Raw genomic sequence first — 26,780 nt, 5'->3', positions numbered from 1 at the left:
GTTTTCCGGTTCAACGCCCGCCAACCGGCGGGCGTTTTCCGTTGGATCCGCCGCAAGCGATACATCCCCCTTAACTTGCCAGAACAGCAGAGCATTCCGTGGCGATCAGGGAATGCCGCGGCCGTCAGGGATTGTCCGTTGCGGCACTTGGTTCTAAGCTTTCTGCGTGTTTTCCCAGCGCGTGGCATAGTCGCTTTGCGACACACTTGCACTTGTCTTGGTGCCGGCAACAGGTTTTCGAACCACATAATCCAGAAGGACAGGCAACCCCAGACCAAAAGTTCCCAGCGGTCGCGGACGTTTCTTTGTCTTGTTGGGATTCGTCATCTTCACCACGTCACGGGCGGCATATGGCCTTAACGGCTGCCACACACATTTCAGAGCCTCATAGTTCATGGCGTTGACCCAAAAGCCGTACACGATCTCTGGGCAAATCTGATAGAAGCCGTGATTGATCCAGTTGTTCGATGGCGAATGTGCGATAAACACACCCCCGGGCTTCAGCATCTTGTCGATGTTCCGGTATGCGGTCGGCAAGTCGAACACGTGCTCGCATGTTCCACCGTCATAGATAACGTCAAACCGACCAACCAGGTTTTCAGGCAAATCCCCCGCGAGATCCTGAACGATGCTCGCACCTTCGAAATCCGAAAAATCCAGCGAATCCACTTCCGAGAACCCAAGTTTCCGAAAGAATGTTTCCGAATATCCATCATCCGGGTTGCAAAGGTCAGCTTCGGCCACTCCGGGCAGGTATTTCTGCAAGGTTTCCCTGAACAATGCGGCGGACGCAGACCGGCGCGCACCGATCCAATCCTGCCGCCCAAGCATCAGAAAGCTACCTGACAGGTCATTGGATTTGACATCTTCGATCAGGCGCGCAGCCAGGACATCAACAATTGACACTCATTCCTCCGGGGTGGTCGACAGCAGATCGTTTTGCAGTACAAATCCTGTTCCGAGAGTTCAATGTCAACGCAATAGCAGCGCCGAAGAACACTCGACAAGGCGGGCAAGTTCCCTGTTTGGGCAAGGATGGAATCGTCCCTGCCTCAACAGTATCTTGCAGCCATGGTTATTGGCATCTGAAAACACTCGCTGCGCCAGCCACAAGCCTTGGCACATCATCAGAACCAGCGGCTTTACCGGTATCAATTCCACACCACAGCGCCCTGCAGGGAGGCTGGACTTTCTAGTATGAACCGGAACACAAAACCGACACCACCCAATGCCCAGCCTGATTGTTAAACGCAAATGAGCTTTGTGCTAACTCAGGCTTATACAAAATTCAGAAAATTAGATGACCAGCTTCAGCATATCAGACGGTAACAGTACCACATATACAGATACTTCTCCCGGTGGCGGTGTCGTTATCGATTTCGATACGCTCGACAACAGCTTCAGTGCTCAAATCAACGGTGTTGACCTGTTTGTTGGCGGACCCGGATCTTCGCCCAATGAACTTCAGTTCCAGATTTCTGGAACCTCGGGGCAAACAGTTCGGTTTGCCGACGGTCAGAGATATGAAGTCAACACGCCAGCTGTTTGGCAGTTGGGGAATACAAACGGTGATCCCGTGGTCCGCCTGATGATCAATCCGGATGGGACGGTCGAACTCTACGGTGTGAAGACAAACAATGGTCCGCTTGAACCTCTAGAGCTGTTCAACGGAATGACAGTCAATACCGATGCGATTGCAGCGGCCTGGAACGACAGCGGTACCAATACTATTGAAATTGACCAGATTTTAACCGGCCCGACCAACGCAAGCGGTGAGTTTGTGGACGTTCTGTGCTTTGCATCTGGGACAATGATTGAAACACGCCTCGGATCAGTGGCGGTCGAAGACCTGCAGATTTCAGATCAGGTGTTGACCTTTGACAATGGCTACAAACCTATTCGATGGATCGGTACGCGACGCCTCAGCGCTGCCGAGCTTCATGCGCAGCAAAGGCTAAGACCCATTTTGATCCGCACCGGAGCTTTAGGCGACGGATTCCTCAAACAGGACCTTGTCGTCTCACCGCAGCATCGCGTTCTTGTGTCGTCGGCAGTTGCACTGCGGATGCTCGATTGCAAGGATGTGCTGATCCCCGCAAACAAGTTGTTGCCACTGGACGGCGTGGACATTGTGCAAGACACAACTGACGGTATTGAGTATTTCCACTTGCTGTTCGATACCCATGAAATCATCTGGTCCAATGGGACACCGACAGAAAGCCTGTTTACCGGCCCCGAAGCACTCAAATCAGTCTCGGCTGACGCGCGACAAGAAATCATGGACTTGTTTCCAGAGTGCTGCGCTCCGCAGTTTCAAGCAACTTCTGCGCGTTTTATTCCGCAACGGGGCAAGCTAATGCGAAAACTGGTTCAACGGCATCAGGCAAATCGCAAACCCCTCTTGGAAAATGTTCATAGGTAAACGCCCGTGCCCATCTTTACTTGGAGTTACGAGTAACGAAGGTCCAGGATTTCTTAAATCGACCCGAAAAAACGCCCACCATGCGGCAGGCGTTTTTTGGGGATTCGGTGTATAATCTACATCTTTGCCCGCTCAGATTTCAACGCCAGCCACAGGCAGTAGCACATTATCAGAACCACCAGCGTAAAGGGGATGCCGGTTGAAACCGCCGCGCCCTGCAATGCGGAAAGACCGCCTCCCAACAGCAATGCGATGGCAACCAGGCCTTCCAAAGTGCACCAGAACACGCGCTGAACCACTGGTGCGTCCATCTTGCCGCCTGCAGTGATCGTGTCGATCACCAAAGATCCGGAATCAGACGAGGTGACGAAGAAGATCACGATCAGGACAAGGGCGATCGGGGCTACGATGCTGTACAGCGGCAGCTCCTTCAGGAAACCGAACAACGCTCCCTCGGGGGCGTAGCTGTCGATCACGGTCGCGCGGACGCCTTCCGCTCCGCCTGCGTTCAACATGTCGATGGCAGCGCCGCCGAAGGTCGACATCCACAGGGCACAGACGGCAGTTGGCGCAAGCAGCGCACAGATTACGAACTCGCGCACTGTACGGCCCTTTGAAATGCGGGCAATGAACATCCCAACAAACGGTGACCATGCGATCCACCACGCCCAGTAGAAGGTCGTCCAACCGTGGAAATAGCTGGTGTCTTCCCGTCCGAACGGGTTCGACAGCGCAGGCAGGTGCAGCACGTAATCAGTCATCACGTTGAAATACCGTGCGATGGCGGTGCCAATGCCCGTTACAGCGATGACGAAAAGGAACAGCCCCACGGCCATGATCATATTGATCTCACTCAGCCGTTTGACGCCCGCATCCATGCCCAGCAAAACCGAGCCCAGCGCGATCAACGTAATGCCGATGATCAGCAGAACCACGACGGTGGGGCTGGGTTCGATGCCGAAGACCTCGTAAAGGCCAGCGGCAACCTGCTGAGCACCCAGACCGAGCGATGTGGTCAATCCGAACAACGTGGCAAAAACCGCCAACGTGTCGATGATATGGCCCCACCAGCCCCAGACCCGTTCACCCAGAATTGGATAGAAGGCCGAACGCAAAGTCAGGGGCAGGTTCAGATTGTAGCTGAAGATTGCCAGGCTCAGGCCGACTGCGGCGTAAACCGCCCAGCCTTCCAGCCCCCAATGGTGAATGGTACCGACGATGCCGATATACTCATTGCCCGGGACAGCGATATCGATACCCAGTGGGCGCGCATTCCCGTCTTCGGCAAAGTTGTAGTAGACCGGCTCCATCACCCCGAAAAACAACAGGCCGATACCAATACCGGCGGCGAACATCATCGCGATCCATCCGGCGTAGGAATAATCAGGCGTGGCGTCCTTGCCGCCGATCCGCACACTGCCGACGGGCAGGATGATCAGTACCAGACAAAACAGGGTGATTGCATCTACCGAAAGGACCAGAAACCAATCGAACGTGCTGGTTAGCCAAGGTCGGAGCCAGCCGAAAAACGTAGCTGCGGCCTCTTGGTTGGCCAATGCGATCAGAACGAACGCAAAGATCATGATACTCGAGATCAGAAAGACCGGGTTGTGAATGTCCAAGCCAAACGGCCGGACGTTATCCTGCCCCAGTTCATATTCCGTTTCGAAGTCGTAAATCCGGGGGTCCGGATCCAGCATCTTCTTTGTTTGTGCCATTCGATTGCCCTTCTGTTCGCTGTCTGCAAACGCCAAGGTATTCGGTCGGCGGACGGGAATGAGTTAGTTAACCCCCTTGGCGCGTTTCCGTCATTTCGACCGCAGGCTTAATGGTAAGAGCTTATACTGCCTTCATATTTTTACAAAATGCATTCGACTGCAGATATGTTAGCGCTACAGATTGATCTGTGTTCCCGTAATCCCGCTCGTGAAAAACGAACCGCGACTTGATAAGTTGATCGTTGTTCGGGCTTGAATCTTTTGCACCCGGTGGCAGCACAAGCCAGTCCCGGCATGAAACGGCCATCCGATGCAGTTTCTCTTTCCTTCCAACGCATTCTCATGTATGCGCGCGGTATCTGAGACGTTGTGCCCTGACCTCGGCACTCGAATGGAAGATAAATTGGGGTCGGCGGCAATGGGGCCGCCACGCAAAACGGGAGACCCGCAGGGGCGGGAGTGCTCCCATCTAGGATACGCATATGTTTGATGTAACGAAGAAATCGATGCAGTGGGGCGAGGAAACGCTTACACTGGAAACCGGCAAGGTTGCCCGTCAGGCTGACGGCAGCGTGATTGCCACCCTGGGCGAAACCAGCGTCATGGCCAACGTGACCTTCGCCAAGGAACAGAAGCCCGGTCAGGACTTTTTCCCGCTGACCGTGCATTACCAAGAGAAATACTATGCCGCCGGCAAGGTTCCGGGTGGCTTCTTCAAGCGCGAAGCGCGCCCGACCGAAAAAGAGACGCTGACCGCGCGTCTGATCGACCGTCCGATCCGTCCGTTGTTCGTTGACGGCTTCAAAAACGAAGTCCTGGTGATGTGTACCGTGCTGAGCCACGATCTGGTCAACGATCCCGACATCGTTGCGATGATTGCTGCTTCGGCTGCTCTGACCATCTCGGGCGCACCGTTCATGGGCCCGATCGCGGGCTGCCGCGTGGGATACACCGACGGTGAATATGTCCTGAACCCGACCGTGGACGACATGCAGGATCTGCGCCTGAACCCCGAACAGCGTCTGGACCTGGTTGTGGCCGGCACCAAAGACGCCGTGATGATGGTGGAATCGGAAGCGTACGAACTGTCCGAAGCGGAAATGCTGGGTGCGGTAAACTTTGCGCATGAGCAGATCCAACCGGTCATCGACCTGATCATCTCGCTGGCGGAAGAAGCCGCGAAAGAGCCGTTTGACTTCCAGGCGCCGGATTACTCCGAGCTTTATGCCGCCGTTAAGGCCGCCGGTGAAGAGCAGATGCGCGCCGCCTTCGCGATCACCGACAAGCAAGAGCGCACCGCCGCTGTTGCCGCCGCCCGCGAAACGATCAAAGAGGCGCTGACCGAAGAGCAGCTGGAAGACGGCAACCTCGGTTCCGCGATGAAAAAGCTGGAAGCCGGCATTCTGCGCGGCGACGTCGTCAGGGGCGGCAAGCGGATCGACGGTCGTTCGACCACCGATGTCCGCTCGATCGTTGCAGAAACCTCGATTCTGCCCCGGACCCACGGTTCTGCCCTGTTCACCCGCGGTGAAACACAGGCGCTGGCCGTGACCACGCTGGGCACCGGCGACGATGAGCAATTCATCGACGCGCTGCACGGCAACTTCAAATCGAACTTCCTGCTGCACTACAACTTCCCTCCGTATTCGGTGGGTGAAGTGGGCCGCGTTGGTTCGCCCGGCCGTCGCGAGATCGGCCACGGCAAACTGGCATGGCGCGCGCTTCAGGCGGTTCTGCCTGCGCCGACCGATTTCCCCTACACCATTCGCGTGGTGTCCGAGATCACTGAATCCAACGGCTCAAGCTCGATGGCCTCTGTCTGCGGCGGTTCGCTGTCGATGATGGATGCGGGTGTTCCGCTGAAAGCGCCAGTTGCCGGTGTGGCCATGGGTCTGATCCTGGAAGATGACGGTGAATACGCTGTTCTGACCGACATCCTGGGTGACGAAGACCACCTGGGCGACATGGACTTCAAGGTTGCGGGCACCGAAAACGGCATCACCTCGCTTCAGATGGACATCAAGGTTGCCGGCATCACGCCTCAGATCATGGAAACCGCCCTGGCACAGGCCAAGGAAGGCCGGATGCACATTCTGGGCGAGATGGGCAAAGCCCTGTCCGAGACCAACGATTTCTCGGTCCACGCCCCGCGCATCGAGACCATGAACATCCCGACCGACAAGATCCGTGAAGTGATCGGTTCAGGCGGCAAGGTCATCCGCGAGATCGTCGAGGTTTCGGGCGCCAAGGTCGACATCAACGACGATGGCGTCATCAAGATCGCCTCGCCCGACGGGGAATCGATCAAGAAGGCCTATGACATGATCTATTCGATCGTGGCAGAGCCTGAAGAAGGTCAGGTTTACACCGGCAAGGTGGTCAAGATCGTCGATTTCGGCGCCTTCGTGAACTTCTTTGGCAAGCGTGACGGTCTGGTCCACGTGTCGCAGATCGAAAACCGCCGCCTGAACCATCCGTCGGATGTTCTGAAAGAAGGTCAGGAAGTCAAAGTCAAACTGCTGGGCTTTGACGATCGCGGCAAGGTGCGCCTGTCGATGAAAGTCGTCGATCAGGAAACCGGCGAAGAGATCGTTCCGGAAAAGAAAGAAAAGAAAGAGGAAAACGCAGAGTAATCTGCCCCTCTGACAGACAGCGGAAGGCCCCGGTTTCATCCGGGGCCTTTTTGTTTGCGCGGCACAGGACGGTTAACTGCGCCGCAACTTTGGTAAATCAATTATTAACACTTATTGCGTGTATTAGCTCAACCTTAAGGGGGATATTGCCGTTTTCAAGGAAGCTGTTCGACCGTGGCATCGATTACTGTTTACGAAATCAGCGCAGACCCGTTCAGCAACCGCAGTGTTGATATTACTGCTGCGTATTCGGTCGAAGTCACGGATAATGACGCCCTGCTGCAAGATCCCGACCCGGATGGCAGCTCGCAACTTGACCTCGCGTCTCTTCCCGGCTTTTCCGGCTCGACCCAGAATTTCAGTACTTTCGAAAACTACACAGGCACGGTCGATGGCGCGCCGGTCACGTTCATCCTGATCCAGTTTTCAAACCCGCGTTACATCATAGTCACTTCGGGTCAGGCCGAACTGAATGACACGATTTCAGATACCAGTTTTGCCGGCACCGCGCCGTCATCCGCGTATGACACTTTGCCTTCTTTCGTGTGTTTCACCACAGGATCTCTGATCCAGACACCGACTGGGCTGCGCAGGGTCGAGGCGCTGGAGCCCGGCGACCCGGTCATCACCGCCGGCGGCCATGCACGCCCGGTCCGCTGGATCGGCAAGCGCCGGTTGTCCGCGGCTGAGTTGCGGCGAAACACGCACCTGTCCCCTGTACGGATCAAGGCGGGCTGTTTCGGGCCGAACAGCCCAAGCCGCGATCTCGTCATTTCCCCACAGCACCGGATTGCCGTGACCTCGACCATGATGGAGCTTATGCATTGCGAGCCGGCGATGCTGGCCCCCGCAAAGGGGCTGATCAATGGGCATACCATCGTTCAGGAAACGCCCGCACATGGGGTGGAGTACATTCATATCCTCTTTGATCAGCATGAGTTGGTGAATGTCGAAGGACTCTGGTCCGAGTCCTTTTACCCCGGTGATACAAGTCTTAGGGCAATGGCATCCGCCACCCGAAGCGAGCTGTTCGAACTGTTCCCGGAACTGGCCAATGGTGAAGGCTGTTACGGTTCGACCGCATTGCCGGTCCTCAAACCCTTCGAAGTCCGGGTGCTGTCGGCGGATCTGGCGGTTCCGGGCTGGAAGATCCGCCCCGATGAATCCGCGAAAGCCGCCTGACCGCAGGTCAGTGCGCGACGCCACCGGGGCCATGTTTCAACAGGTGCCACTGGCCGTAGCTGTCTTTCAGATCCAGTTTGATCGCCGCATAAGCTCGGGTCGAGGCGCTGCCGATCTCGGCAATGGTGAATTCGATCCCGCCGGGAATATCGATGCGTACACGGTGTTCGCCGCCACCATGCGGGGCCTGAATCGGGCGCCCGGTCGACTTTAGAACGTCGCCAACGGCAACGCTGGCCGTTCGTCCTTCGATATCCATCTTAAGCTCGATCGGCAGGTACAGCGTGTCGTGCACCGTCTCACACATGGCTCGGAACACGTACCAATGGGTTGCCATCTCTTCGGTTTCTTCGCCGTGAAAGACTTTTTCCAGCGCATCGCGCTGCGCCGGTGAGGCCGCGGGGTCGACGATCACCTGCATTTCACCGCCACCCTCGAATATTGGCCCGGGCCATGCATAGATCAACGCAGCCTTGGTTCCACTCAGATCCGTTTCGCCAAAATATCCGGTGGATATTTCAAGCACCTCGAAGCCGCGGCAATCGCCATGCGTCGGCAATTCCTCGAACTGGCAGGGGCAGGCATAGCCGCAGTTGCAGTTTCCGAAGCTTTCTCCCTCGACGTACCAATCTGTAAAAGCCATGGTTTTCTCCTGTTCAGGACAGTCAGAAAGCCCGACATCGTTGGTCCCATGCCCGTATGTTTCCGCAAAACAAACTAGCACAACTTGATTGCAATCTGAACCTGACGCGCGCAAACGGCTGCGAATGGCCTAAACCTTGGTTCTATTCACCCTGTTTCAACCAAAAACCAATCGCAGGGCGCCTCTGCCATCCCCAGTTCCACTGCATCGCCACAACGCAAAAAGGAGATGCGATATGGAAACCTTGAAACTGCTGACACTGACGGGATTGATCGCAACCGCACCAGTTCTTGCTTTGGCCAATGTCGGACTGGGCGACAAATTGGGCACAAGCGAAGCCGATATCCGCGCGGCGCTTGAAGCCCAGGGGTACCAGATCGAAGAGATCGAATTCGAAGGTGGGAAGATCGAGGTTGAACTCACCAAGGATGGCGTGGAAACTGAACTGGTTCTGTCTGACACGGACGGGGTGGTGACAGCCATCGAGCTCGAAGAGGACGACGACTGAACCCGCAACGTCCATGGGGCCGCATGAAAGTTACTCAAACGTCTTTGCTCTGGCTTCTTCTGGTGGTGCAGGCCCTCTGCGCCGCCTTTTTCATGACGGATGCGCTGCTGGATTGGACAGGCGGCGACGGCGCGGGATTTCGTCACCTTCATTCGTTCGAGCTGTTTTTGTCGCTGGCGCTTGTCGGCGGCCTGAGCGCCACGATCGCCCTGATCCGTTCCCAGTCCAGACGGGTGCGCGACATGCAGCGGCAACTGCAAGTGGCGCAAGGGGCTTTTGCCCAGGTCATCGAAACCCAGTTCAGCGCGTGGCAGCTTAGTGAGGCTGAGCGTGACGTTGCCATGCTGACGATCAAGGGGCTTTCCATCGCGGAAATCGCCGGAATGCGACAGACGAAAGAAGGGACGATCAAGGCCCAAAGCGCTGCGGTCTATCGAAAGGCGGGCGTTTCCAGCAGGGTGCAGTTGCTCAGTTTCTTTGTCGACGAACTCCTGTCAGAACCGTTGGTCAGGGATGTGCCCTGAAACAGTGGCAGAGCCTCGTGCCTATTCACTCACACATTCCTAAAAACCTGTGAAACGAAGTGAAGGCCCGGCGCCTTTCTTTTTGGGCCAGCCTCGTCCACATCCATGGCATGCGGACTTTGGGACACTGGAGATGGTTATGTTCACGCGCCTCATTCTCGCCTCTTCGGCTCTGGCGATCAGCGCAACGGCGCTTGCCGCGCAGAGCCTGGGCGACGGCACCTATATTCACGGCTTCATCGGCTACAGCCAGCTACAGGACAGCGATTTCACCGGGACGATCGGTGGCGCGACGCAATCGGTCGATACCGAATTCGACGCAGGTTTCGGACTGGGCCTCGCGGTAGGCAAGGAAATCCCGCAATGGTCCAACGATATCATCGGAACGCGGATCGAGCTGGAACTGTCATATCGCGACAGTGACGTGGATGGTGTAAACTTTACTGGCAATGGTCCGGGGCCCGAGGGCAATATCTCGGGCGACGTCACGCAGACCTCGTTATTTGCCAATCTGCTGTTCGATTTCAAACAGGCCGGCGCGCTGACACCGTTTGCCGGGTTTGGGCTGGGTGCCACCTATACGAATCTGGATTTTTCTTACGGGCCGGGTGTGGCGCTGGACGACACCGACACCACCTTGGCCGCCCAGCTGATCGCCGGTGTGGCATATGACATCAACCCGTCGACAGCGTTCACGATTGACGCCCGTTACGCCCGCGCCTTTGATGTTTCGTCGCAGCGCCTGGCCCCCAACGGAGCTTTGACCGGCAACGTAGAGAACGATCTGGATACTTTCAGCATCAATTTCGGACTTCGCCATAATTTCTGATTGCTTCGGGTGTCAGGTTTCTCTCCGGTTTCCTGCACCTCTTTGCCCTCGCGCCTCAGGCGCGGGGGCACCCGGAAAACCCCGAAAAATGCAGTACGCGCAGGACATTTCGGTGGTCGCTCGACCTGCAACAACCGCCTGCTTCATCTGGCTAAAAATATCCTCGGGGGGAATCGTGCCTGCGGGCACGATGGGGGGCAGACAGCCCCCCTGACCCGGCAACCGGCTTACGACGGCGCTTTGGTCTTGCGCAGATAGGGGAAGATCGTTTCGAACTCGCCAAACTTGGCCTTGGCGTCTTCGTTCGACACGGTTGGCGGGATGATCACGTCTTCGCCCGGCACCCAGTTGGCAGGTGTCGCAACGCCCTTGGCCGACATCTGCAAACCGTCAAGCGCGCGCAGAATTTCGGCAAAGTTCCGGCCCACGGTCATCGGGTAGGTCATCGACAGCTTCAGCTGCTTGTCCGGTCCGATGATAAAGACGGAACGCACCGTGGCACTGTCAGCCGGTGTACGGCCGTCGGGCAGATATGCTTCGGCGGGCAGCATGTCGAAAGCCTTGGACACAGCCAGACCGTCGTCGGCGATGATCGGAAAGCCGGGTTCGGCCTTGCCGTATTCCTCAATGTCCTTCTTCCACTTTTTGTGGTCTTCGACACCATCGACCGATACGCCGATCACCTTGGTGTTGCGCGCGGCCCATTCGTCATTCAATTGCGCAACGGCCGAAAACTCGGTGGTGCATACAGGTGTGAAATCCTTTGGGTGCGAGAACAGAATGGCCCAGCTATCGCCAATCCAGTCGTGAAACTGAATGGTGCCCTGATCCGTTTCTGCCGTGAAATTCGGAACGGTGTCGTTGATACGCAAACCCATGGGGCATCTCCTTCTCTGTGAAAAACCTGAATCGGTTGTTTGGAACCTAATCACTTTGTGTGCAGGTTAAACCGTCCATCGCGCTTGAGGATACGGATTTCGTGGGCATTGCCAGAAAATAATTTGATCAAATTCACTATTGCTCAGCCTGTGCATGGGTGACAGAGTGGCCCCGAACAGCCGATTTCAGGCAGACCTTCAGGAGGGCTCAGGATGATCGAAAAGCGGGATTTCTATATTAATGGTCAGTGGGTGGCCCCATCGCAGCCCAATGACTTCGAGGTCATCAACCCGTCAACCGAAGACCCCTGCGCCGTGATCTCGCTTGGCGCCGAAGCCGACACGAATGCGGCCGTTGCCGCGGCCAAGGCCGCCCTGCCGGGCTGGATGGCCACGCCAGTGGAAACCCGCATCGCGCTGGTGGAAAAACTGGTCGAACTCTATGCAGCCCGGGCAGAGGATCTGGCGCAGGCGATGTCGCTGGAAATGGGCGCCCCGATCGATCTGGCGCGCTCAGCGCAGGCGGGTGCCGGCATCTATCACCTGAAGAACTTCATCCGCGCCGCCAGGTCGTTTGAATTTGAACGCCCGCTGGGGGATCATGCGCCGAATGATCGCATCATTTACGAGGCGGTTGGCGTTGCCGCTTTGATCACGCCGTGGAACTGGCCGATGAACCAGATCACGCTCAAGGTTGGTGCTGCTGCGATTGCGGGCTGCACGATGGTGCTGAAACCGTCGGAACAAAGCCCGCTGAACGCGATGATCTTTGCCGAGATGATGGACGAGGCAGGCTTCCCGCCCGGTGTGTTCAATCTGGTCAACGGCGACGGTGCGGGCGTTGGTTCGCAACTTTCGGGCCATCCGGATGTAGACATGGTCAGCTTCACCGGCTCGACCCGCGCAGGCACCGCGATTTCCAAAAATGCGGCTGATACCCTCAAGAAAGTACATCTTGAGCTAGGAGGCAAAGGGGCCAACGTCATCTTTGAGGACGCGGACGAAAAAGCGGTCAAGCGTGGGGTGCTGCACATGATGCAAAACACCGGCCAAAGCTGCAACGCCCCCAGTCGGATGCTGGTGCAGCGCCCGATCTATGACAAGGCTGTGGAAACCGCGGCCGAGGTCGCAAACATGGTCAAGGTTGGCCCTGCCTCAGAGGAAGGCCGCCATATCGGACCGGTGGTGAATGAAGTTCAGTGGATCAAGATTCAGGACCTGATCCAGAAGGGCATCGATGAAGGGGCGCGGCTGGTCGCAGGCGGCACCGGACGGCCAGAGGGGCTGAACAAGGGCTACTATGTCCGCCCCACGGTCTTTGCCGATGCAAACAACCAGATGACCATCGCCCGCGAAGAAATCTTTGGCCCGGTTCTGACCATGATCCCCTTCGACACCGAAGAAGAGGCTGTCGAAATCGCCAATGATACACCCTATGGCCTGACCAACTATGTTCAGACGCAGGACGGCGCGCGTGCCAATCGCATGGCGCGGGCGCTGCGGTCGGGCATGGTCGAAATGAACGGACAATCGCGCAGCGCGGGCTCACCGTTCGGCGGCATGAAGCAATCCGGCAACGGGCGTGAAGGCGGCGTCTTTGGGCTTGAGGACTTCCTCGAGATCAAAGCTGTCGGCGGTTGGGCGGCAGAGTAACTTACCTGCAAAGCAGACAGATCGGGCGGGGCAACGCGGTTGGCCCCGCCTGCAACCCCTTATAGGGGCCGCACCACAAGCTGGGGTACGCCATCGGACGTGTGGCGCCGGGATTGACCGTCCCACCCAATCTCGCCGGTGACGCGCTGTCGAAATGCGGAAAAGCTGTCAAAGCGCACCACATCGACCGGCGTATCGAAATGCAGGGTCACTCGGCGACGCGCGCCATCACCAAGCATGGTCAAACCGCGAATTTCGGCCGTGAACGCCTGACCCAGATAGCGCCCTTCGACCCGATCACCCACGCGCAGATGCATCCGGTTTCCGGCCATTGCGTGCAAGGTGTTCCAGTCTCGAACGCCATGCTGATGGGCCAGCAGTTCCAATGCCGCACTGTGCGACAGCGAAACGCCCTTCGTTTTCAAGTCTTCCCGCAGGCGTTTCGCCTGCGCTTTCAGCTCTTCAACCGGAGCAACGGTTTGGGATCGTATCATCATGTGCCTCGTGTCCTTGAACGGGCGCGAAGTCAGGACGGGGCTCGCATTTCCATCCGCGCGCCGGGAAAGGGCAACAGATGCTTGTCAAACCGGGTTTCACCAAAGCCAATGGCCGCGAACGGCAGGGGACCCGAACCTGAGGTGCCTTTTGGCAGCGGCCGGGCCGTCTGTCAATCAGGCGTCTGCCTGCGCCGCCTCATAGGCCAGCATGGCACGCTTGACAGGCAAGCCCCAGTGATAGCCCCCCAGACCACCTGATTTGCGCAATGCCCGATGGCAGGGGATCAACCAACTGACCGGGTTGCGGCCAACTGCCGTTCCCACGGCGCGAACGGCTTGCGGCGAGCCGACTCGCTGGGCGATCTCGGAATAGGTCGTGACCTGCCCGGACGGGATATGCATCAGCGCTTCCCACACCTTGATTTGCAAAGGTGATCCGATCAGGAAAACCGGTGTCGGCTCCAACCGGTCGCTGGCAGCGCCAAAAGCACTCAGCGCCCAAGGACGCAGACGCATCGGATCTTCGACAAACGTCGCCTTGGGCCAGCGCGAGATCATGTCTTCCATCGCGGCCTCTTCGCCGGTCTCGGCGCCGAAGGCAATGCCGCAGATGCCCTTGTCGGTCCCCATGACCAGCGCGGGGCCAAAGGGGCATTCGAACCACCCCCAATAGATCGTCAGACCTTCGCCTTTGCGGGCATATTCGCCGGGGCTCATGGATTCCCACGTCAGGAACAGGTCATGCAGACGTCCGCTGCCGGACAGGCCCACATTGTGGGCCGTTTCCAATGTCGTAAACCGTTCACGCAACAATGCCTTCGCATGGCCCAGCGTCAGGTATTGTTGATACCGTTTCGGTGACACTCCGGTCCAACGCGAGAACAAACGCTGGAAATGGGCCGGGCTCATATCCATCTGGCGTGCCAGTTCATCAAGGCTCAGGCCTTCACCACCCTGATCGATCAACTCGATTGCCCGGCGCATGACGTTGTAATGATAACCGCTTTCTGGGGTCTGGACGTTCATGGTTCCACCTCATCATCTGACAAAACCATAGCGCGCTGGCCACGCTGTCGCGACCCGGAACTTGCGCATTGGCTTTGTGCTTGTGTCAGGGCGCGGTGGACGGCATTAAGGCCCGGATGGCAAAGCAACTCGACTATCATACGATCCGCGAGATTTTCACGCGCTTTCAAAAGGCCGACCCGGAACCCAAGGGCGAGCTGGAGCATGTGAACGTCTATACTCTGGTCGTCGCCGTGGCCCTTTCGGCGCAGGCCACGGATGCGGGTGTCAACAAAGCGACGCGCGACCTGTTCAAGATCGCCGACACGCCGCAAAAGATGCTGGATCTGGGCGAGGACGGCCTGATCGAGCACATCAAGACCATTGGCTTGTTCCGCCAGAAGGCCAAGAACGTCATCAAGCTCAGCCGTATCCTGGTTGACGAATATGGCGGCGAGGTTCCCAATTCCCGGGCTGCCCTGCAATCCCTTCCGGGTGTGGGCCGCAAGACGGCCAACGTGGTTCTGAACATGTGGTGGCGGCAACCGGCGCAGGCGGTGGACACCCATATCTTTCGCGTCGGCAACCGCACCGGTATTTGCCCCGGCAAGGATGTGGACACGGTCGAACGCGCCATCGAAGACAATATTCCCGCTGACTTTCAACTTCATGCGCATCACTGGCTGATCCTGCATGGCCGGTACCACTGCAAGGCGCGCAAGCCGCAATGCCCGACCTGCATCATCCGTGATCTCTGCCAATTCGAGGACAAAACCCTATGAAGACTTATCAACTGACCGGCATCGGAAATGCCGTTGTGGACGTGATTTCCCAGGCCGATGACAGCTTTCTGGAGCTGATGGGCATCGAAAAAGGCATCATGCAGTTGATCGAACAGGAACGCGGCGAGGTGCTGTACGCCTCGATGGAAAGCCGAGTTCAAACGCCGGGCGGCTCGGTGGCCAATACCATTGCGGGCGCAGGCGCGCTTGGGTTGGATGCAGCATTCATCGGCCGGGTACACGATGACGCTCTGGGCCGGTTCTATGCAGATGCGATGAATGAAGATGGCGTCGACTTCGTGAACCCGCCTGTTCCGGGTGGCGAATTGCCGACGTCACGCTCGATGATCTTTGTGTCGCCTGATGGCGAGCGGTCGATGAACACTTATCTGGGCATTTCCTCGGAACTGTCGTCTCAGGACGTTCCGGATGAGGTCGCAGGAAACAGCCAGATCATGTTCCTTGAGGGGTATCTGTTCGACAAAGAGAAGGGCAAGGCGGCATTCCTTGAGGCCGCACGTGCCTGTCACAAGGGTGGCGGCAAGGCCGGAATTGCCATTTCCGACCCATTCTGTGTGGAACGGCATCGGGTGGATTTCCTGCTGCTGATTGAAAACGAGCTGGATTTCGTGATCGGCAACGAGGCCGAGATCAAATCCCTGTTCGAAACCGACGACCTGGAAGAGGCGCTGCGGCGCACGTCGGCGATCTGCCCGCTGGTGGTCTGCACCCGGTCGGGCGACGGGGTGACGGTTATGAACGGCGACGCTCGCATTGACGTACCGGTCGAGAAGGTCGTCCCCGTTGATGCAACAGGTGCGGGCGACCAGTTTGCCGCCGGGTTCCTGTTTGGCATGGCAACCGGCCGCGATTTCGAGACCTGCGCCCGTATTGGCAATGTCTGCGCCCGCGAGGTCATCAGCCATATCGGCCCGAGACCCGAGGCGGATATGCTGGAATTGCTGCGGGAGGAAGGGCTGCTTTGAGCCCAAAGCGGACTTAAATGTGCTCGCCAAAATGAATTGCGGCGATAGACATTCTCTTGAGCGGTCTAACCCATCACTAAATGCATTCACCGCCATCGATAACCAGGGCTTGCCCCGTCATAAAAGCGGATTCATCTGAAGCTAAATAGACGATCCCATGGCCAATCTCTTCAACTGTCGCCCATCGACTCATGGGGATCGCCTGCTCGATGTAGCTTTCCAGTTTGGCACGGCCTCCCATCTGCTTTTCGAAGCCTGCATTGAAAGGGGTGTCTACAAATCCTGGACATAGGGCATTGAAACGGATTGCATGGACAGCGTAGTCGGCTGCCATCTGCCGGACCATCGCAACAGCAGCGTGCTTTGTAGTCGCATAGGCGATCATACCCCGGTCATATTGAACCCCAGAATTGGAGGCCGTGACGATCACGCTGCCTCCACCTTGTGATTTCATATGGGCGACGGCTGCACGCGCGGCAATGAAGTGAGCGCGGACATTCAATGCCCAAGAAGCATCCATTCCATCTGGTTCCACTTCTTCCAGCGTTCCTTCGATCTGCAACCCAGCGTGAGAGTGCAACACGTCAAGCCGACCGAAGTTTTTAACTGCTTCGTCTATGGTTCTGGTAAGGGCATCGTCATCGGTCACATCAAGCTGTATGGCAGATGCTTGATTTCCCTGCGCTACGATCGCGGCCACAGTGGCTTCAGCAAGGGTTGCATCGCGATCGGTTACCACAACATGCGCACCCTCTTGTGCCATTGCCATTGAACCCGCCCGACCAATTCCTGATCCCGCGCCCGTCACGAGCGCGACCTTACCTGCAAGCCGCATGTCACTTGGCTCCTTTATTTAATTATTCGATTTTGAGGCGCCTCGGCGCAAAAGCAGCTGCGCTGCTACGAGCAACAAGAGCGACGCGCCCATAACCATAGTGCCGATGGCATTGATCTCGGGTGTTACGCCGCGCCGGATGGATGAGAATATGTAGATTGGCAGGGTTGTTTCTGAGCCAGCTACGAAGAACGCGATGATGAAATCATCAAATGAGAAAGTGAAGCTGAGCAGGAAGCCTGCCAAAATTGCCGGTGCTATCAACGGCAGGGTCACCTGTCGAAAGGTGCCCCAGGGCGTCGCAAAGAGGTCAGCCGAAGCTTCCATGAGCGCGCGGTCCATACCCGATAGCCTTGCACGTACGATGATTATGACCAGCGCCATTGTGAACATGGTGTGTGCGGCGACAAGCGTGGGCATCCCCATGGAAAGTTGCGGGGGATTTGCTCCATCGGGCCATAGGCTTGCAAGAAGCGGGTTTAGCCAGCCGAATACGGTGACCAGGGCAATGAGTGTCGCGATGCCGATGACGATACCGGGTATCATTATTGCAATATAAATCATCGCATCAAACAAAGTTCGGAGCCATCCCTTAACCCCTTGTAAAGCGATGGCCGCCATGGTTCCGAGAGTGGATGCGAGGCAAGCAGTTATGAATGCCGCAAGCAGACTGGTCTCGAGCGCGTCCATTACAAATGGGTTGTTCAGCGCTTTACCATACCATTGGGTCGAGAACCCCATGAACTGGCTTGCGTGTCGTCCGGCATTAAAGCTGAAAAGCGCGATGATGCCGATTGGAATATAGAGAAAAAGGTAGACGCAAATCGCGTATAAGCGCATCGGACCCTCACATCAGCGAGACATCTTCGCGCTGGCCACCCAGGCGCGAGATGAATTTCATGTAAATTGAGACAGTGACAAGCATTACGACAACCAGAGTCATTGCGACCGCCGATCCGTACGCCCAGTTCCGAGACTGCAGGAACAGGTCCACCAGCGCATTTCCGACGAAAAAGACCTTTCCGCCGCCCAAGATCGCTGGGATCAGAAACTCGCCCATCAGCAAGATGAAGACCAGCATGCAGCCAGTTGCGATACCAGGTACCGACAAAGGAAGTGTCACCTGACGGAACGTACGCCATGGGGTAGAGCCGAGATCAGCCGATGCTTCCAGAAGGCGTTTATCCAGTTTGTCTAAGCTTACAAAAATCGGGAAAACCATCAGAGGTAGATACCCATAGACAATCCCGACAAGCACAGCGAACGGCGTATTTATCAGGCGGATATCATCGATGCCGATCGACTCCAGTAAAGCGGGCAAGCCACGCCCCCCAAGGATGAAAATCCAAGCGTATGACCGGATCAGGATCGATGTCCAGAACGGCACGATCACTAGGATCAACAGCGAAGTTCTCCACTTTGGTGAACAACGCACCGCAAGAAAGTAGGCGAGCGGGTAGGCAATTACCAACGCAGCGATAGTCCCCAGAGGTGCAAGGATCAAAGTGTTCTTAAACGCCGTCCATCGCGCAGGAAGGTTGGCATATTGTTCCAACGTGAACGCTGGAACGTAGCCTCCGGCGGCACCCCGTTCGCCAAAGGAAAAGACGAAGACGACCAGCAGAGGAAGGGCTAGCATTACCAAAAGCCATATTCCTGCTGGAGCCAGCAACAGTGCTTTTCTGCCTCGTTCGGTCATTTTGTCCTCGTCTTTTCCGATATTGGCGGCCTTGCCGCTTAGGCCGACTTGAAGCGGGCGAGCAACTCGGCACGGTTTGGATCGGTTAGTGTAGCCGCCGCGCCGAACTCGAGTGCATTCAGAAGGTCAGCTGCCGGATAAAGGATCGGATCTTCCAGTAGTTCCTTCGGCAGCAACGCATTGGTGCGAGCATCAGCCGATGGATAGCCGTGAGCGAGGACTTCTTTCGCATTAACTTCCGGGTTCAGCAGGAAGTCGATCAAGGCATAAGCGGCATCCATATGGGGTGCGCCCTTAGGAATAGCGTAGTAGTCGGACCAGAGCTCACCGCCCTCAGTTCCCAGAACGTAGGCGATTTCAGGCATGTCGACATTCATCTGCTTGCCGTCACCTGTCCAGCACATCGTCATCCAGGCGTCACCGTTACGCATCGGTGGCTGATAATCCGACGAGATTGCAAACAGATGCGGTTTGGCATCCAGCAACAATTTCTCGGCATCCGCCAGTTCCTTCTCATCGACCGAGTTGAAGGAGTAGCCGAAGTATTTCAGGGCATTACCGATGGTGGTGAGTTGGTAATCATGCACCATTGTCCGGCCTGAGTAACCTTCCATAGTAAGGTCCCAGAACTCTTTCCATGTGGTTGGAGTCGGAGCGCCGTCAAGCTTGCTGGTGTTCACTGCAAAGCCAGTCGTGCCCCAGTTTTTTGGCACCGCGTAAAGCTGGCCATCGACAGAACCGGCATCGGAAAAGCGCTGTTCGAATGAACCTGCGTCGTAGTTTGGCAGTTTGGACGTATCGAGCGGGATGATCAGATCTTCACCCACATACGTAGTGATCGTGTAGTTGGTTGGAACGAAAACGTCCCAGCCGGACCCTCCAGCCTGTAGTTTTGCCAACATCTCTTCGTTCGAGCCAAAAACATTGACCTGAACATGGGCGCCAGTGGCTTCCGTGAAGGCTTCGAAGTTCATCTCGTCATGGTAGTTCGGCCATGTGGCGAGGATCACTCGGTCGCCAATGTCCCCGGCAGCAAATGCCGGGCGTGGACGCAACCCAGGAATGGCCGTGCCCAGAACGGCCGTTGCCATCCCAAGACCTGTCACGCCTAAGAAATGTCGCCGTGTAACCGAACCCTTTTGGTACCGGCGAAGCTCTTCCATGAACTTTTGCTTGGAAATAGTCCCATTATCCTTGGTCATTGTGAACCTCTCTGTTGTTGGATTGCGGGATTTGTTATTTTTCCAGGATCAGCAGTGCGCCTTCGCCCCATGAAACAAAGGCCTGCTCTCCTGCATTGAACGTCCCCTCGTTCAATTCCGCTTGCCTTGGCACAAGTACGTGGAAATCACCCAGTGCTTCGTTGCGCGCAAGGTATTCTGTGTGCTCCCCAAGGAAGATCCGATTTTGAATGGTAACTGGCAGAGCGATTTCAGCTGTGGGTAGCGCGCGGGTCAGCGTGATCTGTTCAGGACGGATACTAACGCACACTTCCTGCCCTGCATCTATTGGAATCTCCGGAGTTCCGCGCACCTTTTGGCCACTCGCTAAACGCACAGTGATTTGGTCGGCTGCTGAGTCAGTCACAGTTGCATCAAAGAAATTTGAGGTGCCTACAAATCCAGCCACGTAGCGGCTGCGGGGCATGTCATAGAGTTCGCGTGGGCTGCCAACCTGCACAATACTGCCGCCTTCCATCACACAAATTCGGTCGGACATTGAAAGCGCTTCTTCTTGGTCGTGCGTGACGAGGACAAAAGTTATTCCCAGTTGTCGTTGCAGGTTCTGCAGTTCAAACTGCATTTCTTTTCGAAGCTTTCGATCCAGAGCAGCCATTGGTTCATCAAGCAGCAAAAGCTTGGGCTCGTTTACGATCGCACGCGCCAAAGCGACGCGTTGCTGCTGACCACCAGACATCTCCCAGATGCGACGTGGGCCAAACCCACCAAGACGGACAGTTTCCAGCGCTTGCTCAACCTTTGTCGCGATTGTTTGTTTGTCTACGCGTGGTCGTTGTTGGCGCAGGCCGTACGCGATGTTGTCGAACACGCTTAGGTGAGGAAAAAGAGCATAGTGCTGAAACACCATGTTGACTGGGCGATGGTGCGCATCCAAGTCGTTGACGACTTCTCCATCGAGCAACACCTGACCTTCGGTTGGCTTCTCGAAACCTGCCAACATTCTAAGCGCAGTGGTTTTGCCGCAACCAGATGGGCCTAAGAACGACAGGAACTCTCCTTTCCCAATGGAAAGATTCAGGTCTTTGGCGGCGACCACATTCCCGAAGGTCTTGGTCACTCCTCGGAGTTCCGCAATCGTCTGCATGGTGACGCTCATGTCAAAGCTCATATACTGCCGTTTTCCTTTTGCTTGATTTTTTGGCACTTGTTGGCATACCACTCAAACAAGGAAAAAGTAACAATAACTCGGAATAACTGTATATACCACAATTGGGGTATAGAGGTGCTTTTCGAAAATCTGGAGCGGCGCGTGTACGATTGGATGGAAGAGGCCGGCAGGGTCGTGGAGAAGATCGGAACCCCAGAATTTCCATGTGCTTTGGCAGATGGCTTGCGGCAGGTCGCACCATTCGATTTTACGGTGGTGTTTGGCCATGTCGGAACCGAAGCGCCTATAGACCTTCACGACGATTTTCCCAAAAGCAAACGGCGTATTTTTGTTGAGGATTACCAAGCAGGGCCCTACGTACTTGATCCATTTTTTTTGGCCGCGACAAAACCGATAACACCGGGTCTGTACCGCATGCGCGATATCGCACCGGACAGGTTCTATCAGGGCGAATACTATCGCAGCTATTACAAAAGGACTGGGTTAGCAGAGGAGATTGGCTACTTTATCGATATCCCGAGCACTGGGATGGTTGTGGTCTCGCTCATGCGATCAGTGAAGCCTTTTTCAGCCAAGGAAATTCGTCATTTGCACGCTCTATGGCCGCTCGTTCGGGCAGCCTGTTGCAAACATTGGAGTGACTTTCCAACACTGGCCCGCGGCGCCGCAGCGAATGGCGTTAGTCGTCGCGTCGATCTTGCTTTCCAGGCATTTGGCGATGGCGTTCTGACACCACGAGAACGCGAAGTCGTTGAGTTCACGTTGAAGGGCCATTCGGCAGAAGCTGTCGGCACAATTCTCGGCATCTCTCCAGGCACAGTCCGCATCCACAGACGCAACATTTACGCGAAACTTAGGATCAATTCGCAGGGTGAGCTTTTTTCAAAGTTCATTGAAAAGGCACTTTAAAAGGTTCCTTGAACACCCACTTTATCCGTTTTGCCGACCTTGCTACCTTGTGACCCGGAAAACACCAAACATTTGGACGGCACTGTCTGATAGCCAAGGAACCCAAAGGGAGAGGGTTGGGACGCCCGGGACCCATGTTGGGCTAAATTAATACCCGAAAACGCTTTCGGGCCATTGTCTATCTAACCGGATCAGCCGTTTTAAAAAATCAGCCGTTTTAAAAATGGCGTCAAGATACGAAAGGCAAAATTTCATGGACGCACCAGTTATCCAGTTGATTTTTATGCTCATCTTGCTGGTTGTCGTGATCTGGCTTTATATCCTGCCGATCACGATGGCAGGGCGGCGCAACCGGTCTGGTTTGATCTGGTTCCTGATCGGTCTGGTTGGATCACCCCTTTTGGCTATTCTTTTGCTGCTGGCTCTGGGTGATGCACCCGAACAACCAACAACCTAATTTTGGGACGATACCATCTGACACTCAAAAGGGCTTAACCGGAGGGTATCTGGACGCTCGTGAGCCATAACGTCCTGCTCAGCATGCAATAAGGGTGCCAATTGAGACACTATACTTCCGGAAGTGAAGACAACTAATCCTTCTCACTCTCCACAACCGTGTACTGTAAACCCAAGGTCGGCCGATTTGATTGGAGAACCACAGACCGCTTTGTCCGCGTTGCGGATCAATCTGAAACGCAACCCAAGCGATCAGAATTCGCTTAGATAGTCGGAAAAAGCCTCGACCACGCGCTCATACACATCACGCTTGAAAGGCACGATTTCAGCGATCAGCCGGTCTGGCTCCTGCCATTTCCAGCAGGTGAACTCGGGGTGGTGGGTTGCGATGTCGATCTGGTCGTCGGTTCCCAGATACCGCATCAGGAACCATTTCTGCTCCTGCCCGCGGAAGCGGCCCTTCCATATCTTGGGCACGATGTCATGCGGCAGGTCATAAGGCAGCCAGCCCTCGGTTTCCGCGATGATTTCAACCAGATTAGCCGTGACTCCGGTTTCCTCCAACAGCTCTCGCAAGGCCGCATCACGAGGGTCTTCGCCCTTGTCCACACCGCCCTGCGGCATTTGCCAGGCGTTCGCGTGGCGGTCGTTGCGCTGTCCGACAAAGATCTGGCCCTGATCGTTCATCAGCATCAGCCCGACGCAGGGGCGGTAGGGCAGTTTTGCAATATCTTCGGGGGTCATGCGCGGCCTCATCGGGTTGTTCCGCCCACCTCTAGCAACCACCGGCGCAACAGCAAAGAGGGTGACGTGGGGTTTCGCGTGACAAAGTTTACGCGAACGTCAATCTATCACGCAAATTCAGGAGGGAGAGTTTTGCCATGACTGTGTACCCAAACATGCTGGCACCACTGGATCTGGGCTTTACCACGTTGAAGAACCGGGTCCTGATGGGCTCGATGCATACCGGGTTGGAAGAAACCGGCGACTGGAACCGGGTGGCCGAGTTCTATGCCGCCCGCGCGCGCGGTGGCGTGGCGCTGATGGTCACGGGGGGAATCGGGCCGAACCTTGAAGGCTCGGTCCTGCCGGGGGCGGCGATGATGACCGGCGACAAGGACGTGGCCAATCATTCCGTCGTCACCGACCGTGTGCATCAGGCAGGTGGCAAGATCGCGATGCAGATCCTGCATGCGGGCCGCTATGCCTATGGGCCGAAATGCGTGGCGCCCAGCCCGGTGAAGTCTCCGATCTCGCCCTTCTGCCCCAACGAGTTGGACGAGGACGGCATCGAGAAACAGATCAGCGACATCGTCAACGCCGCCGTGCTGGCCCAAAAGGCGGGCTATGACGGGGTCGAGATCATGGGGTCCGAGGGTTATTTCATCAACCAGTTTCTGGTGACCCACACCAACAAGCGCACAGACCGTTGGGGCGGGTCCTATGAGAACCGCATGCGCTTGGCTATCGAGGTGGTTCGCCGCACCCGCGCGGCGGTGGGAACCGATTTCATCATCATCTACCGGCTGTCGATGATCGATCTGGTACCCAACGGCTCGACCCATGACGAGGTGGTGCAACTGGCGCAGGAGATCGAAAAGGCCGGGGCCACGATCATCAACACCGGCATTGGCTGGCACGAGGCGCGGATTCCGACCATCGCCACCAGCGTGCCGCGCGCGGCCTTTTCCTGGGTGACCAAGAAGCTGATGGGCAAGGTGGGGATTCCGGTCATCACCTCGAACCGGATCAACACGCCCGATGTGGCCGAGCAGGTGCTGGCCGAGGGCTGTGCCGATATGGTCTCTTTGGCGCGGCCGATGCTGGCGGATGCGGATTTCGTGGCCAAGGCGATGGCCGGCGAGTCGGCCAGGATCGCGCCCTGCATCGCCTGCAACCAGGCCTGCCTGGATCACACCTTCAGCGGCAAGCTGACATCCTGCCTTGTCAACCCGCGCGCCTGCCACGAGACCGAGCTGGTGATCGAAAAGGCCGCCACGCCCAAGCGCGTGGCCATCGTGGGCGCGGGTCCGGCGGGCCTGTCCACGGCGATGACGGCGGCGGAGCGCGGCCATAACGTGACCGTGTTTGACAAAGCCGACGAGATCGGCGGCCAGCTGAACATGGCCAAGCAGGTGCCGGGCAAGGAAGAGTTCTGGGGCTTGGTGGACTGGTACTGCACCATGCTGAACGATCTGGGCGTCAAGGTCGAACTAGGCCGCAAAGTCGGCGGCGACGATCTGGTCGGGTTCGACGAGGTCGTGATCGCCACGGGCGTCAACCCGCGCGACCCGCAGATCCCGGGCGAAGACAGCGACAATGTCGTGAACTATATCGACGTGCTGCGCGACAAGGCCCCGGTGGGCAAATCGGTGGCCGTGATCGGCGCCGGCGGCATCGGCTTCGACGTGTCGGAATACCTGTTGGAGGAAGGCCATTCGCCCACCACCGACCTGCCTTTGTGGATGAAGGAATGGGGCGTCGCCGACCCTGAACAGCACCGCGCAGGCCTGGCGCCCGAAGGCCCGCAACCCGAGGCGCCCAAGCGGCAGGTCACGCTGCTGCAGCGCAAGAAGCAGGCGCATGGCAAGGGGCTGGGCAAGACCACCGGCTGGATCCACCGCGCCACGCTGAAGATGAAGGATGTCAACTTCGTGGGCGGCGTGAACTATGAACGCATAGACGACGAGGGGCTGCATGTCTCGTTCGGAGAAGAGCGCGCCGATCCGACCGTCATCAAGGCGGATACGATCGTTCTGTGTGCAGGACAGGTGCCCGAGCGGTCGCTGGCCGACGCGCTGATCGAACGCGGGATCACCCCGCATGTGATCGGTGGGGCGGACGTGGCGGCCGAACTGGACGCCAAACGCGCGATCAATCAGGGCACACGCCTTGCCGCAGAGTTCTGAAGCCACTCGTTCAGAGTGTCTTCAATCCGACAGCGCGAGCTTTGCACCCAAGGCACCAAAAGCGGTTGCGAAACACCGCTTTATCCACGCCATCACAGCAGGGCGCCGGATCACATAGTCCCGCGCCAGTGCGGCGCATGCCCCATACCCGACAAAAACAATAAATGTCATGGCCATGAAGGCCAGCGCCAGTTTGGCCAGCTCCATTCCTGCATTTGCTGCATTCGCCGGCAGGAATTGAGGCAGAAAGGCCAGGAAGAATAGCGACAACTTTGGGTTCAAAACGTTGATCAGCGTTCCTGTCACGGCAATTCTAAAGTCGCTTTTTGCGGATTTCTCCGCCGCGACGTCCATGGCACCACCGTCCTTCAGGATTCCCCATGCCATGTAGAACAAGTACAAGACGCCAAGATATTTGATGAATTGAAACGCGACGGCACTGGTGTGCAGCAAGGCTGCAAGTCCGATGATGCCGGCCAAGGCCGCCGGAACGATCCCAAGTGTGCATCCGAAGGCTGCGGCAAGACTTGCGCGAAACCCGCGCCCAAGACCGACAGCCAAAGTATAGATGACGCCGGTACCCGGCAGCAAAACAACAATCAATGATGTGACGAAGAATTCCAGCGACATTATTACCCCCTGCGAATGCAGGCAGATTCACTAAGTGCGCCGAAAATGTAAATGCCTTTCCATCACATGAACCGAACGGACGGTTTCAACGACCTGCGGCTATTCCACGGTGATCGTGATCACTTCGGATACAATCGGCGGGGAATGCGGCACATGCCCGGCATCGCCCAGAACCAATTGCAGGGTGTGTTGGCCCGGCGACAGATCCAATGTTACTTCGGTCTGACCGCCTCCGAAGTGCATGTGATTATCGTCGGCGGGCAGGCCATTGGCCAACTCATCCTCGCCATCCTCGCCTTCACCCAGCGGGGGACGGTCAAGCAGCAGGTGGTGGTGCCCGGTGTTTTCTTTGTCGGTTCCGGCGGGCGCGACGCCCATGCCGCTTAGGCCAAAGACAACCGTGACCGGTGATTGCACGGTATCGCCATCCGACAGGTTGACGAAATAGACTTTTGCATCAGGATTCGACGGAGTCTCTCCTCCGGCATGCGCAAAGCCCACAGAAAGGCAAAGCGCAGCAATGGCGAAAAAGGTTCTCATGATCTCCTCCCTGGTCACAAAAATGCCATTCTCAATGAGAGATCTTAGCGCGATTGCCTGAAAAACACAGCATCACAATGCCTGAGGTGAGTTTGGAAACCACTGTTTCTGCGTTTCTCATACGCAAACGATCCGATTCAAATCCCTGATATTATCCCATGTCTGCCCCGTTTCCGCCCAGATTCAGCGCCAT

26 protein-coding genes are annotated in these 26,780 nt (G+C 56.7%); 12 read left to right on the top strand and 14 right to left on the bottom strand.

The features are described from left to right. Positions 1–153 precede the first annotated feature (153 nt). The gene (locus I9184_RS16780) at positions 154–906 is read right to left on the bottom strand and encodes a class I SAM-dependent methyltransferase (protein ID WP_209835220.1); all 753 of its coding nucleotides are present in this window, start codon (positions 904–906) and stop codon (positions 154–156) included. A 394-nt stretch (positions 907–1,300) separates the two neighbouring features. Here I9184_RS16780 and I9184_RS16775 point away from each other — a divergent pair, with 394 nt between their 5' ends. Beyond that, positions 1,301–2,422 (top strand): Hint domain-containing protein, encoded by a 1,122-nt coding sequence (locus tag I9184_RS16775; RefSeq protein WP_245218180.1) that lies wholly within the window; start codon positions 1,301–1,303, stop codon positions 2,420–2,422. A gap of 116 nt (positions 2,423–2,538) precedes the next feature. On the opposite strand, the gene I9184_RS16770 is transcribed toward I9184_RS16775, so the two are convergent. Next, the gene (locus tag I9184_RS16770; RefSeq protein WP_171637305.1) at positions 2,539–4,140 is read right to left on the bottom strand and encodes a BCCT family transporter; all 1,602 of its coding nucleotides are present in this window, start codon (positions 4,138–4,140) and stop codon (positions 2,539–2,541) included. 482 nt (positions 4,141–4,622) lie between these two features. Here I9184_RS16770 and pnp point away from each other — a divergent pair, with 482 nt between their 5' ends. Both pnp and I9184_RS21140 read left to right on the top strand, forming a co-directional pair. Next, positions 4,623–6,773, top strand: coding sequence for a polyribonucleotide nucleotidyltransferase (pnp, locus tag I9184_RS16765; protein ID WP_209835219.1), 2,151 nt, complete (start codon positions 4,623–4,625; stop codon positions 6,771–6,773). Between the two features lie 174 nt (positions 6,774–6,947). Further along, positions 6,948–7,955, top strand: a complete 1,008-nt coding sequence (locus I9184_RS21140) for a Hint domain-containing protein (protein ID WP_209835218.1) — start codon at positions 6,948–6,950, stop codon at positions 7,953–7,955. A gap of 7 nt (positions 7,956–7,962) precedes the next feature. Here the strand turns inward: I9184_RS21140 and I9184_RS16755 are convergent, their stop codons facing one another. Next, positions 7,963–8,598 (bottom strand): DUF1326 domain-containing protein, encoded by a 636-nt coding sequence (locus I9184_RS16755; protein ID WP_171637310.1) that lies wholly within the window; start codon positions 8,596–8,598, stop codon positions 7,963–7,965. A gap of 235 nt (positions 8,599–8,833) precedes the next feature. On the opposite strand from I9184_RS16755, the gene I9184_RS16750 reads away from it, so the two are divergent. The 3 genes from I9184_RS16750 to I9184_RS16740 all read left to right on the top strand — a co-directional run bounded on the left by I9184_RS16750 (position 8,834) and on the right by I9184_RS16740 (position 10,459). After that, positions 8,834–9,106 carry a PepSY domain-containing protein gene (locus I9184_RS16750; protein ID WP_171233448.1) on the top strand — a complete coding sequence of 91 codons (273 nt, stop codon included), beginning with the start codon at positions 8,834–8,836 and terminating at the stop codon, positions 9,104–9,106. Positions 9,107–9,129: 23 nt separating this feature from the next. Beyond that, a complete protein-coding gene (locus I9184_RS16745; protein ID WP_171637312.1) occupies positions 9,130–9,630 on the top strand; it encodes a LuxR C-terminal-related transcriptional regulator in 501 nt (166 codons plus the stop codon). A 139-nt stretch (positions 9,631–9,769) separates the two neighbouring features. Further along, a complete protein-coding gene (locus I9184_RS16740; RefSeq protein WP_209835217.1) occupies positions 9,770–10,459 on the top strand; it encodes an outer membrane beta-barrel protein in 690 nt (229 codons plus the stop codon). 227 nt (positions 10,460–10,686) lie between these two features. Here the strand turns inward: I9184_RS16740 and I9184_RS16735 are convergent, their stop codons facing one another. Beyond that, the gene (locus tag I9184_RS16735; RefSeq protein WP_171637316.1) at positions 10,687–11,337 is read right to left on the bottom strand and encodes a peroxiredoxin; all 651 of its coding nucleotides are present in this window, start codon (positions 11,335–11,337) and stop codon (positions 10,687–10,689) included. 213 nt (positions 11,338–11,550) lie between these two features. On the opposite strand from I9184_RS16735, the gene I9184_RS16730 reads away from it, so the two are divergent. Next, a complete protein-coding gene (locus I9184_RS16730) occupies positions 11,551–12,990 on the top strand; it encodes an aldehyde dehydrogenase family protein (protein ID WP_209835216.1) in 1,440 nt (479 codons plus the stop codon). A gap of 59 nt (positions 12,991–13,049) precedes the next feature. Here the strand turns inward: I9184_RS16730 and I9184_RS16725 are convergent, their stop codons facing one another. Next, positions 13,050–13,484, bottom strand: coding sequence for a glyoxalase superfamily protein (locus I9184_RS16725; protein WP_209835243.1), 435 nt, complete (start codon positions 13,482–13,484; stop codon positions 13,050–13,052). A gap of 177 nt (positions 13,485–13,661) precedes the next feature. Further along, complete coding sequence (locus tag I9184_RS16720; protein WP_209835215.1) at positions 13,662–14,513, bottom strand: bifunctional helix-turn-helix domain-containing protein/methylated-DNA--[protein]-cysteine S-methyltransferase; 852 nt, start codon at positions 14,511–14,513, stop codon at positions 13,662–13,664. A 116-nt stretch (positions 14,514–14,629) separates the two neighbouring features. On the opposite strand from I9184_RS16720, the gene nth reads away from it, so the two are divergent. Continuing rightward, the gene (gene nth, locus I9184_RS16715) at positions 14,630–15,274 is read left to right on the top strand and encodes an endonuclease III (RefSeq protein WP_171637323.1); all 645 of its coding nucleotides are present in this window, start codon (positions 14,630–14,632) and stop codon (positions 15,272–15,274) included. Continuing rightward, entirely contained in the window at positions 15,271–16,260 is a 990-nt protein-coding gene (locus I9184_RS16710) for an adenosine kinase (protein ID WP_209835214.1), read from the top strand. Before nth ends, I9184_RS16710 begins: the two co-directional genes overlap by 4 nt. Before the next feature lie 76 nt (positions 16,261–16,336). Here the strand turns inward: I9184_RS16710 and I9184_RS16705 are convergent, their stop codons facing one another. The 5 genes from I9184_RS16705 to I9184_RS16685 are packed head-to-tail and all read right to left on the bottom strand — an operon-like array spanning position 16,337 to position 21,131. After that, positions 16,337–17,095 carry an SDR family NAD(P)-dependent oxidoreductase gene (locus I9184_RS16705; protein ID WP_170343551.1) on the bottom strand — a complete coding sequence of 253 codons (759 nt, stop codon included), beginning with the start codon at positions 17,093–17,095 and terminating at the stop codon, positions 16,337–16,339. Positions 17,096–17,113: 18 nt separating this feature from the next. Continuing rightward, positions 17,114–17,935: an ABC transporter permease gene (locus tag I9184_RS16700; protein ID WP_010442232.1), complete on the bottom strand. Its 822-nt coding sequence runs from the start codon at positions 17,933–17,935 to the stop codon at positions 17,114–17,116. A gap of 7 nt (positions 17,936–17,942) precedes the next feature. Continuing rightward, a complete protein-coding gene (locus I9184_RS16695) occupies positions 17,943–18,794 on the bottom strand; it encodes an ABC transporter permease (RefSeq protein WP_093962199.1) in 852 nt (283 codons plus the stop codon). Positions 18,795–18,832: 38 nt separating this feature from the next. After that, the gene (locus I9184_RS16690) at positions 18,833–19,996 is read right to left on the bottom strand and encodes a spermidine/putrescine ABC transporter substrate-binding protein (RefSeq protein WP_093962198.1); all 1,164 of its coding nucleotides are present in this window, start codon (positions 19,994–19,996) and stop codon (positions 18,833–18,835) included. A 34-nt stretch (positions 19,997–20,030) separates the two neighbouring features. Then, a complete protein-coding gene (locus I9184_RS16685; RefSeq protein WP_245218179.1) occupies positions 20,031–21,131 on the bottom strand; it encodes an ABC transporter ATP-binding protein in 1,101 nt (366 codons plus the stop codon). A 153-nt stretch (positions 21,132–21,284) separates the two neighbouring features. On the opposite strand from I9184_RS16685, the gene I9184_RS16680 reads away from it, so the two are divergent. Beyond that, the gene (locus I9184_RS16680) at positions 21,285–22,052 is read left to right on the top strand and encodes a helix-turn-helix transcriptional regulator (protein ID WP_348539544.1); all 768 of its coding nucleotides are present in this window, start codon (positions 21,285–21,287) and stop codon (positions 22,050–22,052) included. A 253-nt stretch (positions 22,053–22,305) separates the two neighbouring features. Then, positions 22,306–22,509, top strand: a complete 204-nt coding sequence (locus tag I9184_RS16675) for a hypothetical protein (RefSeq protein WP_058283652.1) — start codon at positions 22,306–22,308, stop codon at positions 22,507–22,509. Positions 22,510–22,760: 251 nt separating this feature from the next. On the opposite strand, the gene I9184_RS16670 is transcribed toward I9184_RS16675, so the two are convergent. Next, the gene (locus I9184_RS16670) at positions 22,761–23,252 is read right to left on the bottom strand and encodes an RNA pyrophosphohydrolase (protein ID WP_171724691.1); all 492 of its coding nucleotides are present in this window, start codon (positions 23,250–23,252) and stop codon (positions 22,761–22,763) included. A 137-nt stretch (positions 23,253–23,389) separates the two neighbouring features. Between I9184_RS16670 and I9184_RS16665 the strand changes: the two genes are divergently transcribed. Beyond that, positions 23,390–25,417: an NADPH-dependent 2,4-dienoyl-CoA reductase gene (locus tag I9184_RS16665; RefSeq protein WP_209835213.1), complete on the top strand. Its 2,028-nt coding sequence runs from the start codon at positions 23,390–23,392 to the stop codon at positions 25,415–25,417. A gap of 21 nt (positions 25,418–25,438) precedes the next feature. On the opposite strand, the gene I9184_RS16660 is transcribed toward I9184_RS16665, so the two are convergent. Continuing rightward, positions 25,439–26,047: a LysE family translocator gene (locus I9184_RS16660; protein WP_209835212.1), complete on the bottom strand. Its 609-nt coding sequence runs from the start codon at positions 26,045–26,047 to the stop codon at positions 25,439–25,441. A gap of 99 nt (positions 26,048–26,146) precedes the next feature. Then, the gene (locus tag I9184_RS16655) at positions 26,147–26,587 is read right to left on the bottom strand and encodes a DUF4399 domain-containing protein (RefSeq protein WP_209835211.1); all 441 of its coding nucleotides are present in this window, start codon (positions 26,585–26,587) and stop codon (positions 26,147–26,149) included. Positions 26,588–26,780 lie beyond the last annotated feature (193 nt).

The sequence above is a fragment of the Ruegeria sp. HKCCE3926 genome (genome assembly GCF_017872515.1).
Taxonomy (GTDB): Bacteria; Pseudomonadota; Alphaproteobacteria; order Rhodobacterales; family Rhodobacteraceae; genus Ruegeria.
Note: the sequence above shows the minus strand (reverse complement) of the source record. Positions and strands in the feature narration are given on the sequence as shown.

Excerpts from the sequence above, each read along its gene's own strand:
- I9184_RS16775 (WP_245218180.1), top strand. The coding sequence starts at position 1,301 with ATGACCAGCTTCAGCATATCAGACGGTAACAGTACCACATATACAGAT.
- I9184_RS16710 (WP_209835214.1), top strand. The coding sequence starts at position 15,271 with ATGAAGACTTATCAACTGACCGGCATCGGAAATGCCGTTGTGGACGTG.
- I9184_RS16725 (WP_209835243.1), bottom strand. The coding sequence starts at position 13,484 with ATGATACGATCCCAAACCGTTGCTCCGGTTGAAGAGCTGAAAGCGCAG.
- I9184_RS16705 (WP_170343551.1), bottom strand. The coding sequence starts at position 17,095 with ATGCGGCTTGCAGGTAAGGTCGCGCTCGTGACGGGCGCGGGATCAGGA.
- I9184_RS16670 (WP_171724691.1), bottom strand. The coding sequence starts at position 23,252 with ATGACCCCCGAAGATATTGCAAAACTGCCCTACCGCCCCTGCGTCGGG.
- I9184_RS16720 (WP_209835215.1), bottom strand. The coding sequence starts at position 14,513 with ATGAACGTCCAGACCCCAGAAAGCGGTTATCATTACAACGTCATGCGC.
- I9184_RS16675 (WP_058283652.1), top strand. The coding sequence starts at position 22,306 with ATGGACGCACCAGTTATCCAGTTGATTTTTATGCTCATCTTGCTGGTT.
- I9184_RS16770 (WP_171637305.1), bottom strand. The coding sequence starts at position 4,140 with ATGGCACAAACAAAGAAGATGCTGGATCCGGACCCCCGGATTTACGAC.
- pnp (WP_209835219.1), top strand. The coding sequence starts at position 4,623 with ATGTTTGATGTAACGAAGAAATCGATGCAGTGGGGCGAGGAAACGCTT.
- I9184_RS16755 (WP_171637310.1), bottom strand. The coding sequence starts at position 8,598 with ATGGCTTTTACAGATTGGTACGTCGAGGGAGAAAGCTTCGGAAACTGC.
- I9184_RS16690 (WP_093962198.1), bottom strand. The coding sequence starts at position 19,996 with ATGACCAAGGATAATGGGACTATTTCCAAGCAAAAGTTCATGGAAGAG.
- I9184_RS16745 (WP_171637312.1), top strand. The coding sequence starts at position 9,130 with ATGAAAGTTACTCAAACGTCTTTGCTCTGGCTTCTTCTGGTGGTGCAG.
- I9184_RS16655 (WP_209835211.1), bottom strand. The coding sequence starts at position 26,587 with ATGAGAACCTTTTTCGCCATTGCTGCGCTTTGCCTTTCTGTGGGCTTT.
- I9184_RS16700 (WP_010442232.1), bottom strand. The coding sequence starts at position 17,935 with ATGCGCTTATACGCGATTTGCGTCTACCTTTTTCTCTATATTCCAATC.
- I9184_RS16740 (WP_209835217.1), top strand. The coding sequence starts at position 9,770 with ATGTTCACGCGCCTCATTCTCGCCTCTTCGGCTCTGGCGATCAGCGCA.
- I9184_RS16730 (WP_209835216.1), top strand. The coding sequence starts at position 11,551 with ATGATCGAAAAGCGGGATTTCTATATTAATGGTCAGTGGGTGGCCCCA.
- I9184_RS16750 (WP_171233448.1), top strand. The coding sequence starts at position 8,834 with ATGGAAACCTTGAAACTGCTGACACTGACGGGATTGATCGCAACCGCA.
- nth (WP_171637323.1), top strand. The coding sequence starts at position 14,630 with ATGGCAAAGCAACTCGACTATCATACGATCCGCGAGATTTTCACGCGC.
- I9184_RS16685 (WP_245218179.1), bottom strand. The coding sequence starts at position 21,131 with ATGAGCGTCACCATGCAGACGATTGCGGAACTCCGAGGAGTGACCAAG.
- I9184_RS16660 (WP_209835212.1), bottom strand. The coding sequence starts at position 26,047 with ATGTCGCTGGAATTCTTCGTCACATCATTGATTGTTGTTTTGCTGCCG.
- I9184_RS16735 (WP_171637316.1), bottom strand. The coding sequence starts at position 11,337 with ATGGGTTTGCGTATCAACGACACCGTTCCGAATTTCACGGCAGAAACG.
- I9184_RS16665 (WP_209835213.1), top strand. The coding sequence starts at position 23,390 with ATGACTGTGTACCCAAACATGCTGGCACCACTGGATCTGGGCTTTACC.
- I9184_RS16695 (WP_093962199.1), bottom strand. The coding sequence starts at position 18,794 with ATGACCGAACGAGGCAGAAAAGCACTGTTGCTGGCTCCAGCAGGAATA.